General features: G+C 64.8%; 25 protein-coding genes, 4 tRNA genes and 1 pseudogene. 11 read left to right on the top strand and 19 right to left on the bottom strand.

All coding sequences use genetic code 11. From position 1 onward, the window contains the following. Positions 1–28 precede the first annotated feature (28 nt). Positions 29–454 (bottom strand): thioredoxin family protein, encoded by a 426-nt coding sequence (locus tag MAAFP003_RS24045; RefSeq protein WP_096290160.1) that lies wholly within the window; start codon positions 452–454, stop codon positions 29–31. Continuing rightward, the gene (gene lmeA / locus MAAFP003_RS24040; protein ID WP_096290159.1) at positions 451–1,263 is read right to left on the bottom strand and encodes a mannan chain length control protein LmeA; all 813 of its coding nucleotides are present in this window, start codon (positions 1,261–1,263) and stop codon (positions 451–453) included. Before lmeA ends, MAAFP003_RS24045 begins: the two co-directional genes overlap by 4 nt. Before the next feature lie 187 nt (positions 1,264–1,450). On the opposite strand from lmeA, the gene MAAFP003_RS24035 reads away from it, so the two are divergent. The 6 genes from MAAFP003_RS24035 (at position 1,451) to pstB (ending at position 7,185) form a co-directional block, all read left to right on the top strand. Further along, entirely contained in the window at positions 1,451–2,224 is a 774-nt protein-coding gene (locus tag MAAFP003_RS24035) for a winged helix-turn-helix transcriptional regulator (protein WP_096291376.1), read from the top strand. Continuing rightward, on the top strand, positions 2,221–3,138 hold the full coding sequence (mshD, locus tag MAAFP003_RS24030) for a mycothiol synthase (RefSeq protein ID WP_096290158.1): 918 nt from the start codon (positions 2,221–2,223) through the stop codon (positions 3,136–3,138). The genes MAAFP003_RS24035 and mshD overlap by 4 nt, the downstream gene beginning before the upstream one ends. A gap of 143 nt (positions 3,139–3,281) precedes the next feature. After that, entirely contained in the window at positions 3,282–4,406 is a 1,125-nt protein-coding gene (pstS, locus tag MAAFP003_RS24025) for a phosphate ABC transporter substrate-binding protein PstS (RefSeq protein WP_423790940.1), read from the top strand. A 47-nt stretch (positions 4,407–4,453) separates the two neighbouring features. Next, complete coding sequence (pstC, locus tag MAAFP003_RS24020; RefSeq protein WP_096290157.1) at positions 4,454–5,485, top strand: phosphate ABC transporter permease subunit PstC; 1,032 nt, start codon at positions 4,454–4,456, stop codon at positions 5,483–5,485. Next, positions 5,482–6,396, top strand: coding sequence for a phosphate ABC transporter permease PstA (pstA, locus tag MAAFP003_RS24015; RefSeq protein WP_096290156.1), 915 nt, complete (start codon positions 5,482–5,484; stop codon positions 6,394–6,396). The genes pstC and pstA overlap by 4 nt, the downstream gene beginning before the upstream one ends. 12 nt (positions 6,397–6,408) lie before the next feature. Further along, positions 6,409–7,185 (top strand): phosphate ABC transporter ATP-binding protein PstB, encoded by a 777-nt coding sequence (gene pstB / locus MAAFP003_RS24010; protein WP_096290155.1) that lies wholly within the window; start codon positions 6,409–6,411, stop codon positions 7,183–7,185. A gap of 4 nt (positions 7,186–7,189) precedes the next feature. Here the strand turns inward: pstB and phoU are convergent, their stop codons facing one another. The 5 genes from phoU to MAAFP003_RS23985 form a co-directional block, all read right to left on the bottom strand. Then, a complete protein-coding gene (gene phoU / locus MAAFP003_RS24005; protein WP_096290154.1) occupies positions 7,190–7,858 on the bottom strand; it encodes a phosphate signaling complex protein PhoU in 669 nt (222 codons plus the stop codon). Between the two features lie 57 nt (positions 7,859–7,915). Next, entirely contained in the window at positions 7,916–10,045 is a 2,130-nt protein-coding gene (locus MAAFP003_RS24000; protein WP_096290153.1) for an LCP family protein, read from the bottom strand. Positions 10,046–10,268: 223 nt separating this feature from the next. After that, positions 10,269–11,402: a tRNA dihydrouridine synthase DusB gene (gene dusB, locus MAAFP003_RS23995; RefSeq protein WP_096290152.1), complete on the bottom strand. Its 1,134-nt coding sequence runs from the start codon at positions 11,400–11,402 to the stop codon at positions 10,269–10,271. Positions 11,403–11,409: 7 nt separating this feature from the next. Then, positions 11,410–12,438, bottom strand: a complete 1,029-nt coding sequence (locus MAAFP003_RS23990; RefSeq protein ID WP_096290151.1) for an acyl-ACP desaturase — start codon at positions 12,436–12,438, stop codon at positions 11,410–11,412. A 134-nt stretch (positions 12,439–12,572) separates the two neighbouring features. Continuing rightward, entirely contained in the window at positions 12,573–13,184 is a 612-nt protein-coding gene (locus MAAFP003_RS23985; protein WP_096290150.1) for a TetR/AcrR family transcriptional regulator, read from the bottom strand. A 68-nt stretch (positions 13,185–13,252) separates the two neighbouring features. Here MAAFP003_RS23985 and MAAFP003_RS23980 point away from each other — a divergent pair, with 68 nt between their 5' ends. Continuing rightward, positions 13,253–14,311, top strand: coding sequence for an oxygenase MpaB family protein (locus MAAFP003_RS23980; RefSeq protein ID WP_423790939.1), 1,059 nt, complete (start codon positions 13,253–13,255; stop codon positions 14,309–14,311). Here the strand turns inward: MAAFP003_RS23980 and MAAFP003_RS23975 are convergent. Next, entirely contained in the window at positions 14,308–14,811 is a 504-nt protein-coding gene (locus tag MAAFP003_RS23975) for a nucleoside deaminase (protein ID WP_096290148.1), read from the bottom strand. The two genes, MAAFP003_RS23980 and MAAFP003_RS23975, sit on opposite strands and share 4 nt — an antisense overlap. 122 nt (positions 14,812–14,933) lie before the next feature. On the opposite strand from MAAFP003_RS23975, the gene MAAFP003_RS23970 reads away from it, so the two are divergent. After that, positions 14,934–15,833, top strand: coding sequence for a class I SAM-dependent methyltransferase (locus tag MAAFP003_RS23970; RefSeq protein ID WP_096290147.1), 900 nt, complete (start codon positions 14,934–14,936; stop codon positions 15,831–15,833). 3 nt (positions 15,834–15,836) lie between these two features. Here the strand turns inward: MAAFP003_RS23970 and MAAFP003_RS23965 are convergent, their stop codons facing one another. From MAAFP003_RS23965 to MAAFP003_RS23955, 3 genes and pseudogenes are all read right to left on the bottom strand, one after another. Then, on the bottom strand, positions 15,837–16,658 hold the full coding sequence (locus tag MAAFP003_RS23965) for a TIGR04255 family protein (protein ID WP_423790954.1): 822 nt from the start codon (positions 16,656–16,658) through the stop codon (positions 15,837–15,839). A 19-nt stretch (positions 16,659–16,677) separates the two neighbouring features. After that, a pseudogene (locus tag MAAFP003_RS23960) lies at positions 16,678–16,827 on the bottom strand (helix-turn-helix domain-containing protein); the annotation flags it as partial. Between the two features lie 112 nt (positions 16,828–16,939). After that, positions 16,940–17,012: transfer RNA gene (locus MAAFP003_RS23955), tRNA-Lys, on the bottom strand. 136 nt (positions 17,013–17,148) lie between these two features. Here MAAFP003_RS23955 and MAAFP003_RS23950 point away from each other — a divergent pair. The 3 genes from MAAFP003_RS23950 (at position 17,149) to MAAFP003_RS23940 (ending at position 17,442) form a co-directional block, all read left to right on the top strand. Further along, positions 17,149–17,221 (top strand) — tRNA-Glu (locus MAAFP003_RS23950). 39 nt (positions 17,222–17,260) lie between these two features. Next, a tRNA-Asp gene (locus MAAFP003_RS23945) sits at positions 17,261–17,334 on the top strand. Positions 17,335–17,368: 34 nt separating this feature from the next. Next, positions 17,369–17,442 (top strand) — tRNA-Phe (locus tag MAAFP003_RS23940). Positions 17,443–17,554: 112 nt separating this feature from the next. Here MAAFP003_RS23940 and MAAFP003_RS23935 read toward each other — a convergent pair. From MAAFP003_RS23935 to MAAFP003_RS23900, 8 genes are all read right to left on the bottom strand, one after another. Further along, a complete protein-coding gene (locus MAAFP003_RS23935) occupies positions 17,555–18,496 on the bottom strand; it encodes a zinc-binding dehydrogenase (protein ID WP_096290146.1) in 942 nt (313 codons plus the stop codon). 34 nt (positions 18,497–18,530) lie between these two features. Beyond that, entirely contained in the window at positions 18,531–19,379 is an 849-nt protein-coding gene (locus MAAFP003_RS23930; protein ID WP_096290145.1) for an SDR family NAD(P)-dependent oxidoreductase, read from the bottom strand. Then, on the bottom strand, positions 19,376–20,614 hold the full coding sequence (locus MAAFP003_RS23925) for a cytochrome P450 (RefSeq protein ID WP_096290144.1): 1,239 nt from the start codon (positions 20,612–20,614) through the stop codon (positions 19,376–19,378). The genes MAAFP003_RS23930 and MAAFP003_RS23925 overlap by 4 nt, the downstream gene beginning before the upstream one ends. An 87-nt stretch (positions 20,615–20,701) precedes the next feature. Continuing rightward, on the bottom strand, positions 20,702–21,742 hold the full coding sequence (locus MAAFP003_RS23920) for a substrate-binding domain-containing protein (protein ID WP_096291373.1): 1,041 nt from the start codon (positions 21,740–21,742) through the stop codon (positions 20,702–20,704). 52 nt (positions 21,743–21,794) lie between these two features. Further along, positions 21,795–22,346: a hypothetical protein gene (locus tag MAAFP003_RS23915; protein WP_096290143.1), complete on the bottom strand. Its 552-nt coding sequence runs from the start codon at positions 22,344–22,346 to the stop codon at positions 21,795–21,797. Next, positions 22,346–23,491: an LLM class flavin-dependent oxidoreductase gene (locus MAAFP003_RS23910; protein ID WP_096290142.1), complete on the bottom strand. Its 1,146-nt coding sequence runs from the start codon at positions 23,489–23,491 to the stop codon at positions 22,346–22,348. Before MAAFP003_RS23910 ends, MAAFP003_RS23915 begins: the two co-directional genes overlap by 1 nt. A gap of 6 nt (positions 23,492–23,497) precedes the next feature. After that, a complete protein-coding gene (locus tag MAAFP003_RS23905; RefSeq protein WP_096290141.1) occupies positions 23,498–24,739 on the bottom strand; it encodes a cytochrome P450 in 1,242 nt (413 codons plus the stop codon). A gap of 57 nt (positions 24,740–24,796) precedes the next feature. Further along, the gene (locus tag MAAFP003_RS23900; RefSeq protein ID WP_243394184.1) at positions 24,797–25,468 is read right to left on the bottom strand and encodes a TetR/AcrR family transcriptional regulator; all 672 of its coding nucleotides are present in this window, start codon (positions 25,466–25,468) and stop codon (positions 24,797–24,799) included. Positions 25,469–25,568 lie beyond the last annotated feature (100 nt).

The raw sequence follows: 25,568 nt of genomic DNA, 5'->3' as shown, positions 1-25,568 counted from the left end.
TCGGTCAGCTTACCCAATGACATCGCGATCAAGCCAACAGCGGTTCGAGCGCGGAGCGCAGGTCGGCGGGCTTGGGGACACCCGATACCCGGAAACGCTGACGTCCGTCGACGTCGAAAATCAGGGTTGTCGGCAGCGACAACACCGAAAACCGGCGTGCGGCTGCGGGGTTGGCGTCGATGTCGACTTCGACGTGCGCCACGTCGCCCATGTTGTCGCACACCTGGCCGACCACCCGGCGGACACGATCGCAGGGTCCGCACCACGGTGCGCTGAAATGCACGACGGTCGGCCCGGTACTGGACAGGCCCAGGTCCGCGGAGTCGGCGCCGGCGCTCTCGCCGGGTCCGGGAGCAACCTGTTTCAGGCTTCCGGAGTGCCGGGTCATCAGCCAACCGGCAACTGCCGCCAGGGCAACAGCCGCCAGGATCGCGACGACGACGGTGGTGGTCATGATTGCTTAAACCCTTCGAGGGTCACGGTTACTCCCGTGGTGATGCCCTCGATGATGACGTCCGAGCCGCGAGCTCCCACCGTGCGCGGCGCCACGCCGAACGGAAGCCGCTGATTGGGCAGTCTGGCGGCGAACACGCGCAGCACGGCGTCGCGCTTATCGTCCGGGACGGCCTGGTTGGCGGTATCGGGTCCGGTCATGATGCCGGTCGGGGTGAACACGAGTGTCGCCGGGTCATCAGCAGCGATCGACAGGTCCACCGACACGCTCACCCGGTGGTCGAAGTTTGCCGATTTAGGGGTGCCGCTGAACACCAGCCCGTGGTTGCCGGAAATACCCGATTCGGTGGTGCCGCCGGTGGCGTCGTTGGTCTCGGCGGGTGGCGCCTCCACCATCAGGTCGTCCATGCCGAGGTAGCGGCCCAGGTGCGTCGAGTCGAGGATGATGCGGCTCTCCAACTTGCCCACCGGTAGCTTCGCATCGGGTCTGATCAGCCACGATGCGTAGGTCAGGTCGATCGAGTGCATGGTGGCTTCCAGCGTGGCCTTGCCGGTCGGCGCGTGCTCGATGCCGTTTGCCTTGATCTCCAGCTCGTTGTAGTGGCGGCGAATGGCCTGCGGAATGAACGGGAAGGCCAGGATGGCCACGAAGGGGTCTGACCCCAGATCCGCCGCGGTGCGTACGGTGCGCGAGAGGTGGTATTCGGCGTAAATGCTGGCGCCGTAGTCCACGCCGACGGCGCCGACGACGATGGCCGCCACGACGGAAACCGAGGCGATCACACTGATCAGCACCCTGTGCATGCGCATATTGTGGCGTAGTTCGCCGCGTGGCGCGGCGGCGGATTCCGGTCTGGATTGCCTCGTGGCGGGGCTCACAGTCGTCAGCAAGGACACGCACAAAGGCCAGGTAGCACGTTATCGTTAGATGGCCTGGCCACTAACGCCGCGTGGCTTTATGAATCTGGGAGATGCCTTTCCCACGAGCTGGAGGGGCTTGTTGGAGCTACTACTACTCACCTCTGAGCTGCACCCGGACCCAGTCCTGCCGTCGTTGTCTTTGCTTCCCCACACCGTGCGGACGGCGCCGCCCGAGCCTTCTTCCCTGCTGGAGGCGGGGACCGCGGACGCGGTGCTCGTGGACGCGCGCACCGATCTGTCGGCCGCGCGCGGGCTTTGCCGTCTGTTGAGCACCGCGGGCCGGTCGGTGCCGGTGGTGGCGGTGGTGGCCGAGGGCGGGCTGGTCGCGGTCAGCGCCGACTGGGGGCTGGACGAAATCCTGCTGCCCGGCACCGGACCCGCCGAGGTTGACGCCCGGATACGGCTGGTGGTGGGTCGCCGCGGTGGGCTGGCCGACCAGGAAAGCGCCGGCAAGGTCAGCCTGGGCGAGCTGGTGATCGACGAAGGCACCTACACCGCGCGGCTGCGGGGCCGCCCGCTGGACCTCACCTACAAAGAGTTCGAGCTGCTGAAGTACCTGGCCCAGCATGCGGGCCGGGTGTTCACCCGCGCCCAGCTGCTGCACGAGGTGTGGGGATACGACTTCTTCGGTGGCACGCGCACGGTCGATGTGCACGTGCGCCGGCTGCGGGCCAAACTCGGACCCGAGTACGAGGCGCTGATCGGCACGGTTCGCAACGTGGGCTACAAGGCGGTTCGCCCGGCGCGCGGACGAGCGCCGATTCCCCAACCCGACGACGAGCCCGAAAGCGACGAGGCCGACTCCGAAAATCTACAGGATCCACTGGCCGACCCGCTGCGCAGTCAGTGATCGCGCCTGACTGGCGCTCCGCACTGACCGCGCAAGAGCAGCAGCAGGTGCGTGAACTGGTCGCTGCGGCAACCGAATTGGATGGGGTAGCACCCGTCGGTGAACAGGTACTTCGCGAACTCGGGCAGGACCGCACGGATCACCTGCTGGTCACCGCTGACAACACGATCCAGGGCTACCTGAATCTCAGTCCGCCGCGTGACGGCGTTGACGGGATGGCCGAGCTCGTAGTCCACCCGCAGGCGCGCCGACGCGGTATCGGCACCGCGATGGGGCGCGCGGCAATCGCCAAAACCCTTGGGAATAACCGTTTTTGGGCCCATGGCACGCTGGCGCCGGCCGCCGCGACCGCGGCTGCGCTGGGGCTGATCGCGGTGCGGGAACTCGTCCAGATGAGGCTCTCGCTGCACGAGATCCCCGGGCCGGTAAGCCCGTTGCCCGGCGTGCGGGTGCGTACCTATGCCGGTACCGACGACGACGCCGAGCTGCTGCGGGTCAACAACGCCGCGTTCGTCGACCACCCCGAGCAGGGCGGATGGACCGCGGCCGACCTGGCCGAGCGGCGCAGCGAGCCGTGGTTCGACCCGGCTGGCTTGTTCTTGGCGTTCGACGACAGCGATGCGCTACTGGGCTTCCACTGGACCAAGGTGCATCTCGACCAGCCGCGGCTCGGCGAGGTGTACGTCCTCGGTGTCGACCCGTCCGCGCAGGGCCGCGGTTTGGGGCAGATGCTAACGGCCGTGGGCATCGAGTCGCTGGCGCGCCGGCTCCTCGGGTCGCCGGACTCGGGCGGCGTCACCGTGTTGCTCTACGTCGAATCGGACAATGTCGCTGCGGTTCGGACCTATCAGCGGCAGGGATTCACCACCCACAGCGTCGACACCGCCTATGCGCCGGCGTCCACCACCGGCTGAAAGAAAGCGCAGGCAGAAGTGGCGTGCCAGCTGACAATTCACCGCACGTTCACCACCTAGGCACTCTTGTGAACGGTGCGTCAGCGCATAGTTTCGAGCGGCGGCGGCCGCATGCGTCGAAACAGTGTCAGAAAGCGAGATCGGTGAGCCTGGACAACGTGGGCAAGGCGCTGGCGGCAGCGGTGCTGACGATCACGATGACCAGTGCGGGCCTGACGGCCTGCGGCAGCGATGACAACCGTCACGACCCGGCCTCGGGCGCGTCCTCGGGACCCGCCGGCACGCCGACCTGCGGCGGCAAAAACGAACTGACGGCCGAAGGGTCGACCGCCCAACAGAATGCGATGGCGGTGTTCGGCCATGTCTGGGGCCAGTACTGCCCGCGCAAGTCGGTGTCGTACAACCCGACGGGATCGGGAGCGGGCCGCGAGCAATTCATCGCCGGCCACGTCGATTTCGCCGGATCGGACTCGCCGCTGATCGCCGACCAGATCCTGCCCGCCACCAAGCGCTGCAACGGAAACCCCGCGTGGGACCTGCCGTTGGTGTTCGGCCCGGTGGCGCTGGTCTACAACCTGCCCGAGGCCAAGACGTTGATCGTCAACAGCGATGCGCTGGCCAGGATTCTGACCGGCCGGATCACCTTCTGGAACGACCCTGTCCTGACGGCGCTGAATCCCGGTGTCGCCCTGCCTGACATCAGGATCGCGCCGATCTACCGGATGGACTCGTCGGGTACCACCGACAACGTGCAGAAGTTTCTGACCGCCGCAGCGCCCGAGAGCTGGTCGCAGGGAGTCGGTACCGAATTTCTGGGCGGTGTCGGCGAAGGAGCGACGAAGTCCTCCGGTGTGATCCAGGCGGTGCGAGCCACCCATGGCGCCATCGGATACGTCGAGAAGGGTTTCGCGGACCAGGCTGGCCTTCCCTACGCCCAACTCGCCACGGCCACCGGCGTGGTCCCGCTGACCACCGAGACGGCCAGTGCCGCGATCGACACGGCCACCTTCGTGACGGGAGGCAACGACCTGGTGCTGAACCTGAATTCGATGTATGCCGCCCAGCAGCCGGGCGCCTACCCGTTGGTGCTGGCCACCTACGAGATCGTCTGCTCGAAGGGTTATGACTCCGAGACCGCCAAGGCGATCAAGTCCTTCCTGAGCGTGGCGGCGAACACCGGCCAGGCCAACCTTTCCTCGGCCGGCTACATCCCGTTGACCGATAAGGTCAAGGAGCGACTGATCACCGCGATCAATGCGATGCAGTAGCCCGCGGGCCCCAGGAGCACACCAAAACCAGCAGTGACGGATTGACAATGACTACGCCAGATCCATCCCAGGCGGGTTCGGGGGCGGTTGTCGCCGCGTCCTTTCCGGAGGCGCCAGTCGTGCCCATCCGCTCCTGGAAGGCTGTCGAATCCCGGTTCGGGGACCGGGTCTTTCGCAAGTTCGCGGAGACCTCGGCGGTCCTGGTCGCCACCGTCGTCATCGCGATCGGCGGGTTTCTGCTGATGCGCGCCGTACCGGCGTTCAAGCGCAACCAGGAAGACTTCTTCACCTACCGCGGCAACTGGGGCACCACCAACACCTCGGCGATGCACTTCGGCATCCTCGACCTGCTACAGGTGACAGTGTTCATCTCGGTGTTCGCATTGATCCTGGCGATGCCCGTGGCGCTGGGCGTCGCCATCTTCCTCACCCAGTACGCACCGCGGCGGCTCGCCGGGGCGCTGGCCTACACGGTCGATCTACTGGCCGCGGTGCCCTCGATCATCTACGGGGTATGGGGCCTGTATGTGCTGGCGCCGCAGCTGCGGCCGGTCGCGACCTGGCTGAACCAGTCGCTGGGCTGGTTCTTCCTGTTCGCCGACGGCACTGCGTCTCCCGCCGGCGGCGGCACCATCTTCACCGGCGGGATCGTGCTGGCGGTGATGATCCTGCCGCTGATCACCGCAGTCACCCGGGAAGTTTTCGTGCAGACGCCGAACGAGCAGATCGAGGCCGCGCTGGCCCTCGGTGCCACCCGCTGGGAGGTCGTCACCACCACGGTGTTGCCGTTCGGTAGGTCGGGGTACATCAGCGGCGCGATGCTCGGGCTGGGCCGCGCCCTGGGCGAGACGGTCGCTCTGCTGATCATCTTGCGCGGCACTCAAAAGGCGTTCGGCTGGTCGCTATTCGACGGCGGCTCGACCTTCGCGACAAAGATCGCGGCCACCGCGTGGGAATTCAACGACCGATATAAAGCCGGCGCGTATATCGCGGCGGGACTGGTGCTTTTCGTGCTGACCTTCATCGTCGATGCGCTGGCGCGCGGCGCCCTCGCCGGGATCCGCAAGGGCGCGCGATGACCTCGATCTACGACCGGCCGCTCAAGGCTCGCACACTGTCCGGACTCGGACGGCGCCGCCGGGCTTCGAACATCGTTGCGACGGTGTTGGTTTCGCTGTCGATGCTGATTGCGCTGGCGCCCCTGCTGTGGGTGCTGGGCGCGGTTGTCGTCAAGGGATTCAACGCGATCGCGTCCACGTCGTGGTGGACGCATTCGCAGGCGGGCACGACGCCGTTTGCGCGCGGAGGGGGTGCCTACCACGCGATCGCCGGCACCCTGTTGCAGGGATTGATGTCCGCCGCGATCTCCGTCCCGATCGGGGTCATGCTCGCGATCTATCTGGTCGAGTACGGGGGCGGAACACGGCTTGGCAGACTGGCCACATTCATGGTGGACATCTTGTCCGGTGTGCCATCAATTGTTGCCGCATTGTTCATCTACGCGTCGTGTGTAGCCACGCTGGGCCTTGGCCGTTCCGGGTTCGCGGTGTCGTTGGCGCTGGTCTTGTTGATGCTGCCGGTGATCGAGCGATCGACGGAGGAGATGCTGCGGATCGTGCCGATGGATCTCCGCGAGGCCAGCTACGCGTTGGGCGTGCCGAAGTGGAAAACCATTGTCAGGGTGGTGATTCCGACCGGGCTGCCGGGCATTATCACCGGGATCATGTTGGCGCTGGCACGGGTGATGGGCGAGACGGCGCCGCTGCTTGTCTTGGTCGGTTATTCGCAGGCGATGAACTTCGATCTCTTCAAGGGATTCATGGGGACGTTGCCTGGCATGATGTTCAACGAGACAGCAGCGGGCGCAGGCGTTAACCCGGTTCCCACCGAGCGGCTCTGGGGCGCGGGGCTTACCCTGATCGTGATGATTGCCGCGATCAACGTCGGAGCCAGAATGGTTTCGAAGATGTTTGCTCCCAAGAAGTCCTAGGCAGGAGTACCGGTGGCCAAGCGGTTGGACCTCAAAGACGTCAACATCTACTACGGGTCGTTTCAGGCGGTCGCCGACGTGACGCTGTCGATTCTTCCGCGGAGTGTGACGGCCTTCATCGGCTCATCCGGCTGCGGCAAGACGACCGTCTTGCGCACGCTGAACCGGATGCACGAGGTCATCCCGGGTGCGCGGGTCCAGGGCGCGGTGATGCTTGACGATGAAAACATCTACGCCCCCGGCATCGACCCGGTTGCTGTACGACGGGCGATCGGCATGGTGTTCCAGCGGCCAAACCCGTTTCCCGCCATGTCTATTCGCGACAACGTGGTGGCGGGGCTGAAGCTGCAGGGCGTGCGCAATCGCAAGCTGCTCGACGAAGTCACCGAACACTCGCTGCGCGGGGCCAACCTGTGGGATGAGGTCAAGGATCGGTTGCACAAACCCGGTGGTGGTCTGTCCGGCGGACAGCAGCAGCGGTTGTGCATCGCGCGCGCGATCGCCGTTCAGCCCGATGTGTTGCTGATGGACGAGCCGTGCTCCGCGCTGGACCCGATCTCGACGATGGCGATCGAGGAACTGATCAGCGAGTTGAAGCAGGACTACACGATCGTGATCGTGACGCACAACATGCAGCAGGCCGCTCGTGTCAGCGATCAGACGGCGTTCTTCAACCTGGAAGCCGCGGGCAAGGCCGGCCGGCTCATCGAGATCGACGACACCGAGAAGATCTTCTCCAACCCCAAACAGAAGGCCACCGAGGACTACATCTCCGGTCGCTTCGGCTAACGGGTTACGGCGACGTCTGCGCCGCCTCGTCTTCGGGTAGCTTGCCCGTCGCCTGGAAGATCACCCGCCTGGCCACCTCGACCGCATGGTCGGCGAAGCGTTCGTAGAAGCGGCCCAGCAGCGTCACGTCGACGGCGGCCGCCACACCGTGCTTCCATTCGCGGTCCATCAGCACCGAGAACAAGTGCCGGTGCAGATCGTCCATCGCGTCGTCTTCTTCGCGGATACGGGCGGCCTTCTCCGGATCGCGAGACAACACCACTTCTTGCGCGCTGTTGCCCAATTCGACTGCGACCCTGCCCATTTCAGCGAAATAGCCGTTGACCTCTTCGGGCAGGGCATGCTGAGGGTGGCGTCGACGAGCGATCTTGGCGACGTGCAGCGCGAGCGCGCCCATCCGGTCGATATCGGCCACCATCTGGATGGCACTCACGATGGACCGCAGATCGCCGGCCACCGGTGCCTGCAACGCCAGCAGGACAAAGGCGCTCTCCTCGGCGCGCGCACTCAACTGGGCTATCTCTTCGTGGCCGGAGATCACCTGTTCGGCCAGGACGAGATCGGCTTGCAAGAGCGCCTGGGTTGCCTGCTCCATAGCTACCCCCGCCAGCCCGCACATCTCGCCGAGGCGCTCGGACAAATCCGAGAGTTGCTCATGATAGGCGGTCCGCATATCGCCAAGCCTACTGACTCAGCGTGGTAATCGGCGATCTACTGAGCCGAAATACGGTTATTCACAGGTGGTATCGGCGGCGTTCGTCACCGTCAGGTCGTCCGGCAATTTGGTCGGCGTGCTACTCGGACTGTGGTCGATCTGGACGGACAGCGACGAGCCGCTGGGCGCCGGAGTGCTCACCGACTTGAAGTCCGGGCCGAGCACTACCTGAACGACCTGTCCGTAGCCGGAAACGCGGGCCACCTTCGAGTTGGCGAATGCCGATGCCACCGTCGCGGCCGCTTGTTCGTTGCCGGGCGAGAAGAACACCGTCGTGGCGTTCAGTGAACTCGGATAGTCATCGGGTGACATGACGTTGAAGCCGTTGCGTTTGAGTTGGCTGGTGGCGGTGGCGGCGAGTCCGCTCTGCGGGGTTGCATTAGAGACCCGCACAGTGACCTCGTCGGGCGAGGTCGTCGTCACCTGCTCGCGTCGCCCCTCGGGTGCGGCGCTCGGCGGCGATGACTTCTTGGTGGTGGGTGCGGTCGTCGGTCCCGAGCTCGGCGTCGTCGACAGGTTCTGCGCGTTCTGGTCGTTCTCCTCGGGCAGCGGATCATCGTTGATGATCGCGCTGAACAGGGCCTTCATGTCGGCGGTCCGCGGCGGTTCGTCGCCGTTCTGGTCTGTCACACCGGTGGGCACCGTGACGAAGGTGAAGTGCCCGGCGGCCATGCCCTGCAGCGACTGACCCAGCTGAACAAGGTCTTTGGTCTGGACGTTGTCCACGCGGCTGTTGCTGATGAACATGTTGACGACGTTGTTGAGCTTGTTGAGGTCGGTCAGGGTGGATTCAGAGATCAGCGAACGCAGCAGCGACGACAAGAACAATTGCTGGCGTTTGATGCGCCCGTAGTCGCCGTTGAATTCCGTGGTGATCTGGCGGGCCCGCACGTAGTTCAGCGCCGTTGGGCCATCGATGATCTGGCGTCCCGAATGCTCGAGGACGGTACCGAGTTCGTAGTCGTGCAGCGGGGTCTTGCTGCACACCTCCACGCCGCCGAGGGCTTCGACCATCTTGGCGAACCCGGCGAAGTCGACGGCGATGAACCGGTTGATGCTCAAACCGGACAGCTTCTGAATTTCCTTCACCAGACATTTCGGGCCGCCGAAGGAGAACGCCGAGTTCAGCTTGGTCTCGGTGTAGACCATCTTGGGACCCCAGGTCTTCGTCTTCTCGTCGTAGAGGGGGCCGTACTTACCGGTTTCGGGGTTCCACGCTTCGCACTGCATCGGGGTGATCGCCAGGTCGCGGGGGAAGGAGACCGCCACCACGCGTTTGCGGTTCGCCGGGATGTTGACCAGCATCACGGTGTCCGACCGGGCGCCGCCCGCGTCCTCGGTGTCACCCGCGCCCATGTCGGCGTTCTCCCCGGAGCGCGAATCCATGCCGACGATCAGGAAGTCTTCATCGCCGTACTGGCCACCAGGGTCGACGATGTCGCCGGAGTCCGGGTCGAGCGCATTGACGACGTTGAGGCGATGGTTTTTCGACGCACTCCACTGGTAAGCACCGCCGGTCACGGCCAGCGCCACCCCGGCACACAGCGCGGCCATCGATCGAACGACCAGCAGTATCGGCCGACGGCGGGACTTGCGTTTCGGCGCCGAGTTCGCGGGAGATTTCGGTCGGCGGATCCGCTTCGGCTTCACCGGACGCGCATCGCTGGGTTCCTCGACCGCGAGTTCCAGCTCGGTCTCGTCGCCATGCGGATAGTTCGTCAGCCCGAGGTCGGGAACCTCCGAGACCACGTCGAGCAAGTAGGCCGGGGTATCAATGACCTGGGTGTCCTGCAGGTCCGGCTCGGGTTCGTCGGCTCCCTCGTCGAGGGCCGCCCGGCGGTGCCTTGTGCCGGCGTTGGTTGCGCCGACCTTGGCGATCAGGTCCGCGACGCTGAGCGCACCGGAGGCATGGCTTCCACCGCCTCGCTCCGTGCTGCGGGCCGACCGCTCGACAGGTTCGGCCGGCTCTTGGTCGGATGTCTGGGCGGGCGGCTCGATCTGCCATCGGTGGACGCTGTCGTCGGCGAGTGGTTCGGAGAATCGCTCCCACGGTGCGGCGCTCGAGCCGGCCGAACTCGGGGAGGCATGACGGTCGCGGGGGCCACGGCGATGGTCAAGAGTGGCGTCCACCTCGCCGTCACTCATGTCCTACCCGCCTCCGAAGCCCTGATGCCGCCGTCAGTGATGTCCGTGCGCCAATTCACCGCCGCGCCACGCTAATAGCGCTGCAGCTTCGCCACCCCGTGGGTCGCGCCGTAATCCACAGCCCCTGGGCAGCGGGTTAAACCGACCGCTACCCAAACGCAATCAAGCAAGGTCCACATCGTACTGACTTATCGCCGCAGACGCGATTTCGAGCGGGTTCGGCTCAGCCGCCGGAGTGCATGACGTCGGCCCCCGCTGGAACCGTGCAGTCATCGGGGTCCTTCAGCCACCCTTCGGGCAGACTGACGCGGGCCGGTGAACCCTGGCGCCCGCGTGGCCCGGTCGCCGCCTCCGGGAACTCGACGGTGCGGTCCAGCCGGTCCAGCAGCGCGTCGAGCTCGTCGAGCGTGTTGACGAGGGCCAGCGCGCGCCGCAGATCGGATCCGGCCGGGAAACCGTGCAGATACCAGGCGACGTGTTTGCGGATGTCCCGCATGCCCTTGTCCTCACCGAAGTGCGCGGTGAGCAACTCGCCGTGCCGGCGCACGATGTCGGCGACCTCACCGAGCGTCGGCGGGGTGGGGGACAGGGTGCCGGTGAACGCGGCCGACAGTTCGGCGAACAGCCAGGGCCGGCCCAGGCAACCGCGGCCGATCACGACGCCGTCGCATCCGGTACTGGCCATCATCGTCAGCGCGTCGCTGGCGTCGTAGATGTCGCCGTTGCCCAGCACCGGAATCGTCGTGACATGTTGCTTGAGCAAAGCGATCTGCTCCCAGTCGGCGGTGCCGGAGTAACGCTGCGCCGCGGTTCGGGCATGCAGCGCGACCGCGGCCGCGCCCTCGGCTTCGGCGATGCGGCCGGCGTCGAGGTGGGTGTGGTGGTCGTCGTCAATGCCGATGCGGAATTTCACCGTCACCGGAATGTCGGTGCCTGCGGTGGCGCGCACCGCCGCGGCGACGATCTGGCCGAACAGGCGCCGCTTGAACGGCAGTGCCGCACCCCCGCCGCGCTTGGTGACCTTAGGCACCGGGCAGCCGAAGTTCATGTCGATGTGGTCGGCCAGGCCTTCGTCGGCGATCATCTTGGCCGCCGCGTAGGTGGTGGCCGGGTCGACGGTATACAGCTGCAACGAGCGCGGCGATTCGTCCGGGGCGAACGTCGTCATGTGCATCGTGACCGGATGCCGCTCGACGAGGGCCCGGGCGGTCACCATCTCGCAGACGTAGAGCCCGCTGACCGTGCCGACCCGGGTCAACTCCAGCTCCCGGCACAGTGTCCGGAAAGCCACGTTGGTCACGCCTGCCATCGGTGCCAAGACCACCGGGCTGGCGAGCTCGATGGAGCCGATGCGCACTGCTTGGTTACCGCCTGCTCATCGCCAGCTTGCCGGCGGTCTGGTGCAGCTCGAACGCGGTGACCTTCTTGCCCGTGCGAGCTTCCCGCTCGAGCTGGCGCTGCTTGGACACCTCGAACTTGTCGCAGGCATCCTCGAGTTCCTTGATCAGCAGGCCGAGGTCGTCGCGCAGTGCGGCCGCCTCACCGGTGATGTCCTCGCGCTCGAAGAAGCGCCATTTCTTCAGCACCGGCATCACGACCTCGTCGAGGTGGATGCGCGGATCGTAGACGCCGCCGACGGCGATGTAGACGGCCTTGCGGCGGAACTCGGGCACCTGGAAGCCGGGCATCTGGAAGTTGCGCAGGATCTTGTGCAGCGACCTCGTCGCCTGGTTGGGGTCGATCTCGAAGCCGGCCTCGCTGACATCGCGGTAGAAGATCATGTGCAGGTTCTCGTCGGCCGAGATCTTGCCCAGCAACTGGTCCGCGATGGGCTCGTTGCAGGCCCTACCGGTATTGCGGTGCGAAATCCTGGTCGCCAGCTCCTGGAAGGTCACGTAGATGACCGAGTCGAACAGGCTCTCGGCGAACAGATCGTCACGGACCTGGTGATTCTGGCCCGGGCTGAAGCCGCGGTTGACGACCTCGATGCGCAGCTTCTCCAGCTCGACGGGGTCGACCGCGCGGGTCACGACAAGATAGTCGCGCAGCGCGATGCCGTGCCTGTTCTCTTCGGCGGTCCATCGGTTGACCCAGGTACCCCAGGGGCCGTCGAGACCGAAGTTCATCGCGATCTCGCGGTGATAGGAAGGCAGATTGTCCTCGGTCATCAGGTTCTGCACCATCGCCACCTGGGCGAGGTCGGAGAGCTGGCTCTGCTCGGGGTCCCAGTCCTGCCCGCCGAGCGCGTAGAAGTTCTTGCCGTCCGACCACGGGATGTAGTCGTGCGGGTTCCACGGCTTGTGCATGCTCAGGTGCCGATTCAGGTACTTCTCGACGACCGGCTCCAGTTCGTGCAAAAGCTGCAAGTCCGTCAGGTCGGCTGTCGCTGGCATGACACCCCCAGTTATCTGTGTCTAATAGTTGCAGTCAATATATCTGTGTCGATCAGTAGCATCAAGTTCCGCCCCGGGCGCGCCGAGTAACAACTTGGCTACTTAGTCTGGACGGCTTTTCGCGGGCGAACGCGTTACTCGGATACCCCGTCCAGGGGCGGAACATACGGGGCCGCCGTGTTGAAGAGCATGTTCACGCAATAGTCGATGAACTGTTTGCGAGTGGCCCCGAGCTGCCTGTTCAGATAGGCAGTGAACAAGCTGGTCAGGCCGCCGACCAGGCTGGTGGCGATCATCTTCTGCAGCACCGGGTCGCCGATGTTGGACAGCTTTTTCTGCAGTAGGCCGATGAAGCTTGGCATCCACTCCGCGCCCGATTGCGTCAGGATCGGCTCGACGGCCGGCGCCAAGAGCAGCACGCGCCCGCGCACCGGATCATCGACCATCAGCTCGACGAACTGCTCGACCGCTTCCCGTGGGGTGTCCGCGGAGGTAAGGGTCGTCATGGCCCGGGCGCAAACATCGTCGTAGACCGCGCGCACGAATTCGTCGCGGTCGGAGAAACTCTCGTAGAAGTACCGTTCGGTCAACGCCGCCTTGCGGCAGACGGCCCGGACGGTCAGCGCTGGACCGCGCTCGCTGCCCAGTAATTGCACGCCGGCGGCGATCAGGTTGTCGCGTCGCAGAGCGTGGCGACTTTCCAGGGGAACGCCTGACCAACGGCCCCGTCGTTGACCGGTCTGCACATCGCTCCTAAACTCTAAAATGACAACGCACGTAGTCAGAATCTCGGCTAGCTATAGGAAACCCAATAGTGACCCAACATACGTCCGCAGCCTGCCCACTGACCAGCGCCGAAGCTGGTAGCGGCGCGACCACTCTCGACGAGTTGGCAATGTCTGACCGCGCCTCTGACGGGGTCGCGAGCGGGTGTCCGGTATCACAATTCGGATATAACGCTTTACCACTGGGTCCCGATTCCCTGACGTGGCGCTACTTCGGGGATTGGCGCGGCATGTTGCAGGGGCCGTGGGCGGGATCCATGCAGAACATGCACCCGCAACTGGGCGCTGCGGTCAGCGACCACTCGACCTTCTTCCGGGAACGCTGGCCCCGGCTGTTGCGGTCGTTGTATCCGATCGGCGGCGTCGTCTTCGACGGGGACCGCGCTCCGGCCACCGGCGCCGAGGTGCGCGACTATCACGTCAACATCAAGGGTGTCGACGAGCAGGGTCGCCGCTATCACGCGCTGAATCCCGATGTCTTCTACTGGGCGCATGCCACCTTCTTCGTCGGGACTATCCATGTGGCAGAACGGTTCTGCGGCGGGCTGACCGAGGATCAGAAGCGGCAGCTGTTCGCCGAACACATCGACTGGTACCGGATGTACGGCATGAGCATGCGACCGGTCCCGGCGTCCTGGGAGGACTTCCAGGTTTACTGGGATCACATGTGCCGCAACGTATTAGAGGACCACGAGGCCGCACGTGCGGTGCTGGATCTGACCGACCTGCCCAAGCCGCCGTTTGCCGGCAAGGTTCCGGATTGGTTGTGGGCGGCGCAACGCAAACTGCTGGCGCCGTTCTTCGTCTGGTTCACCGTCGGTCTGTACGACCCGCCGGTGCGGCAGCTGATGGGCTACCAATGGTCACGCCGTGACGAATGGCTGCACCGGCGCCTCGGTGACCTGGTTCGTCTGGTGTTCGCTTGTGTGCCAGCACGATTCAGAAAGCACCCGCGGGCCAGGGCGGGGTTGGATCGGGCGTCTGGACGGATCCCGGCCGACGCGCCGCTGGTGCACACCCCGGCGCGCAACCTGCCGCCCGTCGACGAGCGGGACAACCCAATGCACTACTGCCCCAACGTTTCCTAGGGCGAGGCTGGGACGACCGTCGATTTACGCTCGCCGCCATTGCGTTCGTTCCACAACCGGTAGACCTCGACCGCGGCGTCTTGAGGCTGGTATCGCATGGGTAGCCGCCGCTGGTCCCAGCTTTTCGCGAATTCGTCGTAAAACGTCGAGACCTCAAAGTATTTGCGGTCGTCGAGGTAGTACTGCTCGTAGGACTCGCGGGTGATCAAGAAGACGACTTCCGCAGGCGAGCAGTAGTACAGCGAGCCCAGGCACATCGGGCACGGATGGGCCATCACGTAGATGGTGGCGTCAACCAGGTGCTCGGTGCCCAGCTTGATGCAGGCTTCGCGGATCGCGAGGATCTCGGCGTGGGCGGTCGGATCGTTGGACTGGGCGACCTTGTTGGCGCTCTCGGCGAGCACCTGGCCGTCCTGGACGATCACGGTCGCGAACGGCCGGCCGCCCTCGGCGACGTTTCGGCGGGCCAGCTCGATGGTCCGTCGGGCAAAATCGGTCACGGTTCCTCCGGCGCGGGCGGGCAGTTAAGTCGGAGAGTAGTCCCGACCGGTGCAGCGGCCGCCCGTCGTGGTAATAACTAGCTTGTCTATGTTTGTTGGAGATACGGATTCAGGGGAGCACTGTGGCGCGCACCGATAGCGATCGCTGGGACCTCGCGACGAGCGTCGGGGCGACAGCCACCATGGTTGCCGCCCACCGGGCGCTGTCCCACGATGAGAAGTTGATCGACGACCCGTACGCCGCGGCTTTGGTGCGGGCAGTCGGGATAGATGTGTACGTCCGCATGGTCGACGGGCAGATTCCGGTCGGCGGGGATGCCGAATTCGACCCTCGCCGCACGGCCGAGGGGATGGCGTGTCGCACCAGGTTCTACGACCAGTACTTCCTGGCAGCCGCACGCAGCGGCGTCGCGCAGGCGGTGATTCTCGCCTCGGGTCTGGATGCGCGCGCCTACCGTCTGCCGTGGCCGGCGGGCACCGTCGTCTACGAGGTCGACCTGCCCGACGTGATCGAGTTCAAGACCCTGACTCTGGGTGATCTCGGCGCACAGCCGACCGCGCAGCGGCGCGCCGTCGCGGTCGATCTGCGCGACGACTGGGCCGGCGCGCTACAGGCCGCGGGATTCGACCCGACGGCGCCCTCGGCGTGGAGCGCGGAGGGCTTGCTGGTGTACCTGCCCGACGAGGCTCAGGACACGTTGTTCGACCACATCACCGAGCTCAGCGCCCCGGGCAGCCAGCTGGCTTTCGAATTCGTCCCCGACACAGCGATTTTCGCGGATCCGCGGTGGCGCGCACACCACGACCGGATGAGCGAACTCGGCTTCGAAGTCGACTTCAACGATCTCGTCTACCACGGGCACCGCAGCCACCTCGTCGACCACCTCAAGCAGCGTGGCTGGGACGTGTCGTCACAGACGGTCAAGGAACTGCACGCGGCCAACGGCTTTCACTACCCCGACGACGACGTCGCGCAGGCGTTCGCCGATGTGACCTACAGCAGGGCTGTGCGTACCCGCTAGGGCTCAGGCCTGCAGGTCATCCTTCAGGCTGCTGGTGAGCATTTCCTGAAACACCGCACGGGCCGGCTCGTAGAGATTGTGGAACGTCGCACGGACCGCATCGCGGTTGTATTCGGGGATCGAGGCGGCCGGGGTCCAGAAGCTGTCGATGTCCAGCTGGAAAAACGGTCCGGGCTGCGCCGGCAGGGTGCGGCGCAGGTAGTAGTTGGGGTCCAGGGCCTGGCCGATGCCCGGTCCGTAGCGCACGATCATCGATTTGCCCGGTTGCTGTTCGCGGTAGACCGCAGCGCCCTGCCATTCGGTGAGGGTCAGGCCGCCGGGAGCGATGCGTTGCGGGCCGAGCAGCGGCTCGGCGATCCATTCGGCCCAGTCGATGCGACCGTCGGCGCCCAGCGGGACGCGGATCTCCAGCAGATAGCGCAGACCGATGCGTTCCACGCCGACGATCGAAGACACCTGGGAACGAGCCTCGATGACGCGCATCGCGACGTCTGACAGCGCATCGAAGGTGGAGTAGGCGGTGGTCTCGATGACGATTGCCTGGTTCTTGATCGAGGCGGCCAGCGTGCCGTCCCGGTTCACATAGCGGGCGAACTGTTCCGCCGTCGGCGCAGGGCCTCCCCCTGGAGCCATCGCCCAGGCGACGTCCTGAGCTTGGCGTTCGATGGGCAGGTCGTCGGCGAGCAGGCTTTTGAGCTCCCGGCTCGACGATTCGGTGAGGGAATCCGTTGCGGGGTGACGGATTTCCATCGTTACCAGGGCTGCGGGCGCGTTTTGCCAGGCCGGATCGACACTCACCCGCGAAGCATAGCCAAGTCGGGTCAGGGTCAAACGAGGACTTCGGCAAGCCCTCAGCCTCGTAACGGGCCAGCGATCGGTGCAGCGTTTGACGCGCCACCCCGACCTTTTCCGCGGCCTGCGACACCGACAAACCGTCGCCGATCACCGCCAACACGGCCGCATACCGTTGCTCGGCCAGACTCAACTCCCTCATCTCGGGAGTGTCAGGATCAGCCGAAGTAACTGTCAACCATCAGCCGAAACACTGTCGCGCATCAGCCGAAGGAGAAATGTCACGCATCAGCCGAGGTAATACAGCGTTTTTGTGCCCCCACTAGGACTCGAACCTAGGACCTGCGGATTAAAAGTCCGTAGCTCTACCAACTGAGCTATAGGGGCGGCGAACGTTCAGGATACTTGGGCTCGAAACGCGACTCGAACGGCGCTCGTTTGAGGATTAGGCCTGCGGTGACCTAAGCTAGCGTGGCTTCCAACGGTAGTTGCGTTGCGAGTACCCCGGAGTGATTCGGTTCGGGCCCCCATCGTCTAGTGGCCTAGGACGCCGCCCTTTCACGGCGGTAGCACGGGTTCGAATCCCGTTGGGGGTACACGCAACGGCGGTAACGTCGGAGCGAGCAGTACAGCAAGGCCCTGTGGCGCAGTTGGTTAGCGCGCCGCCCTGTCACGGCGGAGGTCGCGGGTTCGAGTCCCGTCAGGGTCGCCCTTAAGGCGAGGCACGTTATCGGTGCCTTCCGGGCCAGGTAGCTCAGTTGGTACGAGCGTCCGCCTGAAAAGCGGAAGGTCGCCGGTTCGATCCCGGCCCTGGCCACAACTGTCGAACGTACTGGCCGGTCGAGCTCGGCCGCGAAGAATCCCGAGCCTTCTTCAAAATCGCACGTGCCTTGAGCATTTCGGCATTCTCCTAGCGGAGGCGCTTTGACTCAGCCGGTTTCGGCGACCAGGCGTCCTCGGGTGTCACCAGACTTGAGTCGTTCGATGGCTTCAGGGATGTCATCAAATCCGATGGTTTCGGTGTGGATCGACAGCTGGCCGGCGGCCATCAGGCCCAGGACGGCTTTCAGGTCGCCGGGGTGACCGCCACGCGCGCCGCGCAGGACCACTTCTTTGAAGACGAGTTCGGTGGTTGGGATGGTCGCTTCGTCGACCCCAAGGCCCACCTGGATGACCCGTCCTTCTGGTCGGACCGCGCTGACGGCGCCAGCGGTGGTGGTCCCGAATCCGGCGAAGTCGACGATGACGTCCAGTTGCAGGGGCGCCAGGTCGCGAACGTCCTCGAAGATCTGGGTGACGCCGTTTTGCGTCGCCAGTTCCCAGATCTCGCGTTTGGGTTCGGCGGCGAAGACCTCGGCTCCGGCCACCACCGCGATGCGCGCACCGGTGAGGCCTAATCCGCCCAGACCGACGATTCCCACACGTTCCCCGGCTTGTAGCGCGCCGACTCCCATGACGGCTCCGTAGGCGGTTTGGCCCGCGTCAGTGGCGGTAGCTGCTTGGGCGAAGCTGATCTGATCGGCCAGCTTGATGACGCCCTTGGCGGAGGCCAGGCACTTGTCGGCGAAGCCGCCGTCGGCTGACCAGCCGGGGGCGCCATGTTCGCTCAATTCGATGACGACGCGGTCGCCGACGGCAAGATCCTCGACGTCGGGGCCCAGTTCGGCGATGACGCCGGACACTTCGTGTCCGGGAATGATCGGCAGCTTGGGGAGCAACGGGGTCAGAGTGCCGTCGAGGAAACCGACGTCGCTGTGGCACAACCCGGCGGCGCGGACGTCGACAACGACTTGACCCGGCCCGGGCTCGGGGTCGTCGCATTCCACGCGCTGCAACGGCTGGTTGGCTGCGATCAGGTGCCAGGCTTTCATAGGTACTTGCTCCTCGATGAGTTGCGGCGGGGGATCAGCGAATGGGGTTGCGGTCGATGCCGGTGAGTTGGTCGCTGACGCGGCACAGCTGGGCGCCCAGCGCCGCGTCGCGAGCCAGCTTGGAGGGTTGCTTGATGCGATTTCGGTTGAAGTAGGCGCCGGTGACGTTGTCGAGCCGCGGTTCGACAGCGACGTGGGTGATGCGGGCGCCTCCTTGGGCGGGAGTCAGCATCGCGACTCGTTTGACCGCCGCGACCAGCGGGCGCGCCAAAGCGGGTGTGCTGTCCCAGATGTCGGTGGCCACCATGCCCGGGTGTAGCGCATTCGCGGTGACCCCTTTGCCGTCCAGCTCGGCGGCCAGGGCGCGCATGTAGAGGACGTTGGCCAGTTTGGATCGGTAGTAGGCCTTGAAGCTGTCGTAGTGATGCTGGAAATGCAGGTCGTCGAAGTCGATGGAACCGTGTGAGTGCCCGGAAGAGGCGGTGATGACGACGCGGGCCGGGGCACTGTGTATCAGCAACGGTTTGAGACGTTCGGTCAGCAGATAACCCGCCAGGTGGTTCACGCCGAAGGTGGCCTCGTAGCCGTCGCGTGTCACGGTGCGGTGGCCGAACAGCCCGCCGGCGTTGTTGATCAAGACGTCGAGTCGGTCGCAGCTGTCGAGCACCACTCGTGCCGCCGCATCGACCGCACGCAGTGATTGGAAGTCGGCGACAACGGTGTCGACGTGAACTGCGCCGGCGGCGCGGACTCGTGCGGCCGCGGTGGCGAGCTTGGCTTCGCTGCGGGCAATCAGCACCAGGTGATGCCCCGCAGCGCCGAGTTGCTCGGCGCTGTGCAACCCGATACCAGCCGTCGCACCGGTGATCACAATCGTCTTCACGCGTGCGCGCCTGGCCCGATGGAGTGTTTCGCCGGATGGGTGTGGGCGGGAAGGGCGTCCCAGCCTCGACCCGTTGATGTGGTGGAGAACCGGGCGTTAGTCACGTCGACATCCCATTCGGGGAATCGCTTGAGGACTTCCTCGAGGGCAATCCGGCCTTCCAGTCGCGCCAACGCCGACCCCAGGCAATAGTGCGCGCCGACGCCGAAGACCGCATGCTGATGCACTGGGCGGTGAATGTCGAACACGTCACCGTTGGGCGGATGCTGACGATGGTCGCGGGTCGCGGCGGCCAGCAGCAACAGCATGATGCTCCCTTCGGGCACGGTCTGTCCGTGCAACTGGACCTCGCGGGTGACGTAGCGAGCGACATGCGGAGCCGGGGTCTCGAACCGCAGCAATTCCTCTATCGCCTGCGGGATCAGCTCCGGGCGTTCGGCGAGTTCGCGACGTTGGTCGGGGTGGTCGGCGAGGACCTTGCCAATCCACCCGATCAGCCGCACGGTGGTTTCGTTGCCCGCGCCGGCGACGACGTTGACGTAGTTGAGGATCTCTTCTCGGGTCAGGCGGCGCGTGATGCCGGTTTCGTCGACAAACTCCGCGTTGAGCAACTCCGTCATGATGTCGTCAGCGGGATGCTGGGCGCGCCAGTCCAGGTACTCGCCGAACATCTCGCCCAGCACCAGCCCCTCCGACGCCGCCCTGATCGGCTTACCGTCGTCGGTGCGCATCTGGGCGTTGGAGTGATCGCGAATCGCCTCCCGGTCGGCCTCGGGGATTCCGACCAGCATGCTGATGGTCTTCATCGGCATCTGCGCGCCGAGATCCTGGACGAAGTCGAAGCGTCCGGTCCCGACCAGCGGATCGAGGCTCTCGGCGCAGAATCTTCGGATTTGTGGCTCCAGCGCCATCACTTTGCGGGGCGTGAACATCCGCGACAACAGCTTTCGATGCACGTCGTGCAGCGGCGGATCCTCGAAGATCAGGACACCGGGCGGAATAGTGATGTCGGCCTTGATCAACTCGACAATCGCGGTTCGCGCGGAACTGTAGGTCTCGTGATCGACCAGTGCGGCGGCGACGTCGCTGAAGCGACTCAGTGCATAGAAGTCGTGGTCGGCGTTGTAGTACAGCGGCGCTTCCTCACGCAGCCGCGCGAACATCGGATACGGGTCGGTGTTCAGTGCCGAATCGTAGGGGTCGTAGTACGCCCGGGTCGGATTGCTGACAGTCATGGGCCCGTCCTTTCGTACGAGGTCGCTTACACGATTAAGCTAGTTACACGATTAAGTCAACCCTGGAGGCAGGGCGCCAATCCGGGGCTAGGTGGATTCGCGTTGGATCAGGGCGACGAATTCCGTCGCACCGGGAGCGGGACTGTCGTCGACATCGAAATCTACGTCTAAACCCAGTTGTGTCATCAGGGCCGTGACGGCCTGTCTGGCGATCGCCTCGATGTTGAACGACACCGACGTGAGAAGCGGGTCGCTGACGTGGCCGAGTTCTCCCGCATCGGCGCCGATCACCGCCACGTCGCCAGGGCATCGCAAGCCCAGTTTGTGGATGCCGCGTAGGACCATCAGCGCGGTCAGATCGGTTTGCGCACAGACCGCTGTGACACCCGACTGTTTCCAGTCCTCCACGACGGCGGCGGCGCTGCCCCCGGTCGTCGGTACTGTTGCCGCCGCCACGTCGGGCAGACCAGCCTGCGACGCGGCGGCGCGAAGCCCGCTCAGCCAGTAGTCGCCTTGCGCCCGTAGTTTCTCGTCGCCCGAGTAGGCGAAGGCCAGTTGGCGATGTCCACGGCTGACTAGATGCTCGACCCAGACCCGGCCGAGGCTGTCATTGAGCGATTCCAATGTCTGCAGGTTCGCGCTACCCAGATAGACCTGCGGCAGTCCAGCGGCTTCCACGGCGTCACGTACCCGACCGCCGAGGGGGAACACGCTGGTCACCGCCATCGGCCGCAGATTGTGAATCGCATCGATGACGTCTTGCGCATCAGTGGTCTCCACCTGCAATGACAGCACCAGTCCACGTTGCGACAACGCGGCTGTCAGCCGGCTGGCCACCTCGATGAGGACCTCGCCCAGAGGCATGCGCGGCACCACGTAGAGCACCAGTCCGCTGCCGCCGGTGCGTAGGTGGCGGGCCACCAGGTTGGGCCGGTAACCCAGGTCCTTCGCCGCACCCAGGACGGCTGCCTTAGTCTGCGCCGAGATCGACTGGCCGGGAGCACCATTGAGCACATAGCTGACCGTTGCCGTAGACACCCCTGCGCGGCGCGCGACGTCGGCACTAGTCACCGGCCTGCGTGCGCCCGTGTTCTGCACCGCTACCTCCCTAACCGCACCGCGCACCATCATGGCAGCTGGCGGTGTCCCGGCGCGGTGTGCACCGCCCGGAGCGGGGCAGTTATGCGAACAGCAAGGCTCGTTCTGTGCCCTGAGTGGTGTGGAAGGTCTCAGTGAGTGCGCGGGTTTTATGAGCTGTCCGGATCGCCTTGAGCGCATGGTCCCTGAAGACGTTTGCGGCGGCGCTCGGTTGGTGGCTGGCTGGTGTTAGGAATGAACGCAAATCATGCGGGCAAGTGCCGCCCCAGAGGATGACCGCGATGCGACTGTCGTCGAGCGCGAGATGTACCCCACGTCGGATCCGGTCGTCGGTGTCGTAAGCCTGGGTCGCTACCGCGATGGCGCGGGGCAACGCGAGGGCGTCAGGGTTTCGCAGTGAGTGCTCGAAATTGCCGACGTCGACTCCAAGGATCGATAATCCGCGCAGCTCAGCACATTTGGGCGCAAGTGCCTTGACATCCCACCCGGCCTTGACAAGGTCGAAAAGCCACCCCCCGATGCCGCTGACCATTTCGACCGCTTCGGTCGCGACAACGTCGAGGCGGTAGCGGGCGGAATGTGCGAAGTCTTCCGATCGGTTGGCGCAGTGCAGTTTTGTCAGCGGTGTGGTCATCAGAGCTTTTTGAGTCCGCGGATGACTTTTAAGTACGGTCGGGTGGTTGCCATGCCTTTGGTCATGCTGGGTTGGATAGCGCTGGCGTTGCCGACGACCAGGTAGCGCAGCCCCTGGTCGCGCCATTCCGCGAATTGTTCGACGACTTCGTCGGGTGTGCCGACGGCGAATTGTTCTTGCAGAAGGCTTTTGGGCACTTTGGTGGCGTAGCGCAGTGCGGTCACTTCGTCGATGGTCTGCGGGACGAGATCTTGCACGCCGGTGAACTCGGCGCCCATCGGGTGTTGGCTGCCGTGGCGGGCCCACGCTTCGGCGGGTGAGGCGAGCATGAAGATCTTAGCGATGTCGGAGTCGAGGATTTCGTTGATGTCGTCCCAGTTGCGGCCGGTGATAACGAATCGTATGGCGGCTGGGGTGATGTGGTCAGGGTTGCGGCCGGCGTCGGAGGCCGCGGCCCGTAAAGCGGTGAGTTTCTCACCATAGGTCTTGGGTTGAGTGATATTGGCGGGGAACCAGCCATCGGCGTATTTCCCGGCGGCGCGGATCATTCGTGGCCCGTTGGCGGCGATCCAGACGGGCGGCCATGCACCTTTGTACGGAGGCACGTTGAAGGTGGCGTTGTGTAGCGGGAAGAAGGGCGAGTCTCGGTTGATGAGTTCGCCGCGGGAATCCCACAGCGCCCGGATGGTGGCTAGGGCTTCTTCAAAGCGCGCCACGGGTTTTGACCAGTCCACGCCGTAGGGTTCGTTGCCTTCACGTTCGCCGGTCCCGATTCCCAAGATGGCACGCCCCTTGGTGAGCAGATGCAGTGTCGCGGCGGCCTGGGCAGTGACGGCGGGGTTGCGTCGACCAGGATCCGTGACCGAGATTCCGAGTCGAAGTCGGCCGATCCGGCTCAGGGAGGCCAAGTGTCCGAGCATGGTCCAGGGTTCGAGGTGGGCGTCGATGTTGGGGATGATCTTGGCCAGGCCGGTGTGTTTGGGTGTCCACATGGAACGCGGGAGCACGCCGTTGAGGTGATCACCCACCCATAGCGAGTCGGATCCGGTAACAAGGGCCATGATGTGGTCGGCCCGGACCAGCGGCCCGGGTCCGAAGCGGGAGTTGATCGTGTTGTGCAGCACGCCCAGTTGAAGTGCGGTCATGGTCCCTTACCAGCTGACTGGGAGTTCGTAGGCGCCGTAGGCCAGCCGGTCGTGCTTGAGGGGCACCTGGTCGAGCGGGACGGCTAGTTGCAGCGTGGGGATGCGCTTGAGCAAGGTGGAGAATACGATCTGCAGTTCGACTCGGGCCAGGCTTTGTCCGATACATTGGTGCCGGCCGTAGCCAAAACCCATGTGTTTGTTAACTTCTGGGCGCTGCAGGTTCAGTTGGCCGGGGTCGTCGAACACTGTGGGATCCCAGTTCGCCGGGACAAGGTCAATGATGATGCCCTCGCCGCGGCGAATCACTTCGCCGGCGATCGCGATGTCCTCGGTGGCGACGCGACGCTGGCCGTTGTGGATGATGCTCAAGTATCGCAACAACTCTTCCACTGCCGAGGAGATGATCTTCGGGTCGGTGGTGTCGCGCAATATCGCCATTTGGCGTGGATGTTCCAGCAGGGCCAGCACGCCCAGGCTGATCATGTTGCCAGTGGTTTCGTGGCCGCCGATGAGCAATGTGTTGGCGGCTTGCGCGGCTTCTTTCAATGTCAGCTCGCCGATTTTGACGCGTTCGGCGATGTCGGAGACCGCGTCTTCGGCGGGTTGCTCGATTTTCGATTCGACGAGCTGCCGCAGGTAGGTGAACAGGCTGCGCCCGCTTTTGGCGGCGTCGTCGGCGGTGGCGTAACGGGCCAGGCCGTTGGTAGCTGATTCCTGAAAGAATTCGGCGTCTTCGTAGGGGACGCCGAGCAGCTTGCTGATCACCAGCGACGGGATCGGCAGGGCCAGCGCGGTGACGATATCGGCCGGTTTGGGGCCGGCCAGCATGGCGTCGATATGGTCGTCGGTGATCTGCTGGATCAGCGGGCGCATCGCTTCGATGCGTTTGACCGTGAATGGCTTGGAAAGCATGCGGCGAAATCGGGTGTGGTGTTCGCCGTCGGCGGTGACCAGTGAGGCGGCCCGCTTGCGGGCCATGACCTGCATACCCTCGTTCCAATACGGGAACCCATCTTGGTGATCGTCGACACTGACGCGCGGATCGGCGAATAGGGCCCGTGCCTCGTCGTAGCCGGTGACCAGCCACGGCGCGGCACCGTTCCAAATCCGGACACGGTGCAGGGGCCCGTCGGCGTTCAGATCGAGAAGGTGCTGTGGTGGATTGAATGGGCAGCGCCCATCGCGCACCATCGGATATCCCGGCAGTTCTGCAGAGTCGATCGTGGTGGTGTCGGCGAACTCTGTCATCGAATCTCCTTGCAGGCTGCGCGATGTCGGTACGTCAGTGGGTGGCGGAGACGCGGGCTAGTCTCCCGGCGCTTCGGTGTCGGGAGAAACCGGTGCTCGCCACAGGCCTACCATCGCGTCGATCAGGCCGGAACCGATGCCGTCCCAAGTGGTTCGGGGCATCGGTCGACCTTCAGCGAAGCTGGTTTCGTACTCGGCGCAAACATGGTTGAGCAACAGGCGTGTGTAAAGGTGTCGCTCGCTGCGCACGTGGCCGGGCAGCTCGGGTAGGCATTTCCCGATGCCGTCGAGCACTTGCTGCAACGCTGAGGAGGTTAGAGCGCCTGACGTCATGACCTTTGCATAGACCGGATCAGTCATGGTTTGGGCGCAGAACCGTGCATACCAGCACGGGGTGCCCAGCGAGGCGAGGTGATCGGTGTATGACCGAACCAGACACCCAATCCAGTCGGTGAGACTGGTGGACCCGGCCACTCGCCGGACGTGCTCAGCCAGGCGGCGCTCGACATGATCGGCATGCTTGCGTTCGATGGCGCGGACCAACTCGGCTTTGTTGCCGAAGTGGTAGGCGACCGCGGCGTTATTGCCCTGCCGTGCGCTGGCCACAATCTGCCGGTGAGAGACATTGTTCACCCCGTGCTCGGCGAACAGCTGTTCGGCCGCTGTGAGGATCGCCGCGCGGGTGGATTCCCCACGGTCAGAACGCGATTCACCAACTGCTGACGTCACTCTCGGCTCCTTCGACAACCCGGGTCGTGCCTAGCGCGCTACCCAGTGAACAACCTTCTCTGAACTAAGTCAAACGTTTTACTTAATGTGATAGCGTTCG

It is taken from the genome of Mycobacterium ahvazicum (assembly GCF_900176255.2).
Lineage (GTDB): Bacteria > Actinomycetota > Actinomycetes > Mycobacteriales > Mycobacteriaceae > Mycobacterium > Mycobacterium ahvazicum.
The sequence above is the reverse complement of the archived record's forward strand: the minus strand, read 5'-3'. Positions and strand labels throughout refer to the sequence as shown.

Coding starts and splice junctions, on each gene's coding strand:
- MAAFP003_RS24000 (WP_096290153.1), bottom strand. CDS start 10,045: ATGAGTGACGGCGAGGTGGACGCCACTCTTGACCATCGCCGTGGCCCC.
- MAAFP003_RS23905 (WP_096290141.1), bottom strand. CDS start 24,739: ATGACAGAGTTCGCCGACACCACCACGATCGACTCTGCAGAACTGCCG.
- MAAFP003_RS23915 (WP_096290143.1), bottom strand. CDS start 22,346: ATGACCACACCGCTGACAAAACTGCACTGCGCCAACCGATCGGAAGAC.
- pstA (WP_096290156.1), top strand. CDS start 5,482: ATGACCTCGATCTACGACCGGCCGCTCAAGGCTCGCACACTGTCCGGA.
- MAAFP003_RS23925 (WP_096290144.1), bottom strand. CDS start 20,614: ATGACTGTCAGCAATCCGACCCGGGCGTACTACGACCCCTACGATTCG.
- MAAFP003_RS23935 (WP_096290146.1), bottom strand. CDS start 18,496: ATGAAAGCCTGGCACCTGATCGCAGCCAACCAGCCGTTGCAGCGCGTG.
- MAAFP003_RS23990 (WP_096290151.1), bottom strand. CDS start 12,438: ATGCCAGCGACAGCCGACCTGACGGACTTGCAGCTTTTGCACGAACTG.
- MAAFP003_RS23920 (WP_096291373.1), bottom strand. CDS start 21,742: ATGGTGCGCGGTGCGGTTAGGGAGGTAGCGGTGCAGAACACGGGCGCA.
- lmeA (WP_096290159.1), bottom strand. CDS start 1,263: ATGCGCATGCACAGGGTGCTGATCAGTGTGATCGCCTCGGTTTCCGTC.
- phoU (WP_096290154.1), bottom strand. CDS start 7,858: ATGCGGACCGCCTATCATGAGCAACTCTCGGATTTGTCCGAGCGCCTC.
- pstC (WP_096290157.1), top strand. CDS start 4,454: ATGACTACGCCAGATCCATCCCAGGCGGGTTCGGGGGCGGTTGTCGCC.
- MAAFP003_RS23910 (WP_096290142.1), bottom strand. CDS start 23,491: ATGACCGCACTTCAACTGGGCGTGCTGCACAACACGATCAACTCCCGC.
- MAAFP003_RS24045 (WP_096290160.1), bottom strand. CDS start 454: ATGACCACCACCGTCGTCGTCGCGATCCTGGCGGCTGTTGCCCTGGCG.